Origin of the sequence: Mycobacterium sp. (assembly GCF_035653355.1) — a bacterium.
Taxonomy (GTDB): domain Bacteria; phylum Actinomycetota; class Actinomycetes; order Mycobacteriales; family Mycobacteriaceae; genus Mycobacterium.
This window is the reverse complement of record NZ_DASRBZ010000132.1, coordinates 1-2,082: the sequence shown is the minus strand read 5'-3', so window position 1 is coordinate 2,082 and position 2,082 is coordinate 1. Positions and strand designations below refer to the sequence as shown.

Here is a 2,082-nt window from a genome sequence, read left to right as displayed (position 1 = left end):
TGGCCAGCACGGTCTCGATGTCGTCACTGTGCGCCAGCGTGCCGAAGTCGGTGCCGAGCGCGAGATCGACGGAGTCGTCGGCGCGGTCATCGCGGAACAATTCGGCACACGGGGCCACCAGCCACACCGCGGCCGCCGAGGCTTGGCCTGCTTCACCGAAACGGATTTGGCCCTGACAGTTCAGCCTGGTGTTGGCGTAGACGGGGTCATTGGCAGCGCTCGGTTGAGCAAAGCCCAAGTCGCGCAAGGCATCGGCGACATCGGCGGCCTGACCCCCGCGTCCGCTGGCGTTGAGCACGTGGACCTTGGTTTCGGCGAGTTTGGCGGGGGTGACGTTCACCATCGAGCTTCGCTGCACCTGCTCGCCTAGGCGTGGCGGCTCGCCATTGGGTTCCGGCGGCGGCGGGTTACAGACAGCGGTCTCATGCACATCAGACGAGCGGGTCAGCGCCATCGTCCACACCACGCCCGTTATCAGAAGCAGCACCAGCAAAAGCGCAACAGCCGGCCGGGGATTGCGTCGCCGAAAGGGCCGGCCGTGCTTGTCGAAAGCGGTGCCTTCTGTGATTTGCGCGACCACGTACGCACTCTAAACGCAATGTTTAAGACGGCACACGGAGGGCAAATGTGGTGTGTGATGTAAATCACACTTGAAGGAACCCAGATACGGGCACGAATCGTTTGGTGGATGCGTTCGACGCTGGTACAAAGCGTTGCTTGCAAGGTAACGAGGGGATGCAAGATGCCTACCGACTATGACGCCCCGCGGCGCACCGAGACCGATGACGTTTCGGAGGATTCGCTAGAGGAGCTCAAAGCACGGCGGAACGAAGCCGCGTCGGCCGTGGTCGACGTCGACGAATCCGAAACCGCTGAATCCTTCGAACTGCCCGGCGCCGACTTGTCCGGCGAAGAGCTGTCCGTTCGCGTTATTCCCAAGCAGGCTGACGAGTTCACCTGCTCGAGCTGTTTCTTGGTGCAACACCGCAGCCGGCTCGCCAGCGAGAAAAACGGCGTGATGATCTGTACCGACTGCGCGGCCTGACCGATCTCGCGAGTCAGCTGCGCAATGCCGACAGCACCCGCTCTGGGTGACGGCAGCTCACCAGCCAGTACGGCGTCGGATCGTCGGGGTCATCGAGAACGACCAGCACCATCGGCCCGACCCAGCCGCGGTGCAACACGTATGCCGCAGGATCCAGTTGGCGCCCGAGCGCCGCGGACTTCGCCGAACGCGGGACTTCTGCCGAGCGGGCGATTACGGTGACCGGCAAATGCGCTTGGCCGGCCCATAATTCGGGGCCGTCGTCGCCGAGCGTGACTCGGATTTCGAAGCGCCCCAACCACAGCAGCACCGCGGCGGCGACCACGAACAGCGTGACGTACGGCAACCAGTCCGGCAGGCTACGGATGCCGAGATTGACTTCGTACGCGATGAGCGCGGCCAGCCCGAAGCCCAGCGGCCACCACCACCACGGCACCCAGAGTCGTTCGCGATACCGCACACTTTGCGGCGCGACGCGCGTCCCTGACACGCGGCCAAGGGTAGTCTGTGGCCCCGTGTCGACCAGTCTGGCGGTTGTCCGCTTGGACCGCGGACTCCCATTGCCCAATCGCGCCCACGACGGTGATGCCGGGGTAGACCTCTACAGCGCCGAAGACGTTGAGCTGGCGCCGGGCCAGCGTGCGCTGGTGCGCACCGGCATCGCGGTTGCCGTCCCGTACGGGATGGTCGGCTTGGTGCATCCGCGCTCGGGTTTGGCTGCGCGCGTTGGGCTTTCGATTGTCAACAGCCCGGGCACCATCGATGCCGGCTATCGCGGGGAGATCAAGGTGGCGCTGATCAACCTCGACCCGGTGACGCCGATCGTCGTGCATCGCGGCGACCGCATCGCCCAGTTGCTGGTGCAGCGGGTCGAGCTGGTCGAGCTGGTTGAGGTTTCGTCGTTCGACGAGGCCGGGTTGGCCGAGACATCGCGTGGCGACGGCGGCCACGGTTCCTCCGGCGGACATGCGAGTTTGTGACCCGCTCCAGAGATGCAGAGCGAAGCGATGAGGAGGAGGAGGAGCGGCACGGGCTAT

At 64.9% G+C, this 2,082-nt stretch carries 4 protein-coding genes; 2 read left to right on the top strand and 2 right to left on the bottom strand.

Going from position 1 to position 2,082, the window contains the following annotated elements:
• A partial coding sequence (gene cei / locus VFA16_RS04245; protein WP_324966610.1) for an envelope integrity protein Cei occupies positions 1–580 on the bottom strand: 580 nt, incomplete at its 3' end.
• A gap of 162 nt (positions 581–742) precedes the next feature.
• Here cei and VFA16_RS04240 point away from each other — a divergent pair.
• Positions 743–1,045, top strand: a complete 303-nt coding sequence (locus VFA16_RS04240; RefSeq protein ID WP_067115263.1) for a DUF4193 domain-containing protein — start codon at positions 743–745, stop codon at positions 1,043–1,045.
• 13 nt (positions 1,046–1,058) lie between these two features.
• Here the strand turns inward: VFA16_RS04240 and VFA16_RS04235 are convergent, their stop codons facing one another.
• Positions 1,059–1,535, bottom strand: a complete 477-nt coding sequence (locus tag VFA16_RS04235) for a DUF3093 domain-containing protein (RefSeq protein ID WP_324966609.1) — start codon at positions 1,533–1,535, stop codon at positions 1,059–1,061.
• A 25-nt stretch (positions 1,536–1,560) separates the two neighbouring features.
• Between VFA16_RS04235 and dut the strand changes: the two genes are divergently transcribed.
• On the top strand, positions 1,561–2,025 hold the full coding sequence (dut, locus tag VFA16_RS04230) for a dUTP diphosphatase (protein WP_324966608.1): 465 nt from the start codon (positions 1,561–1,563) through the stop codon (positions 2,023–2,025).
• Positions 2,026–2,082: the final 57 nt, after the last annotated feature.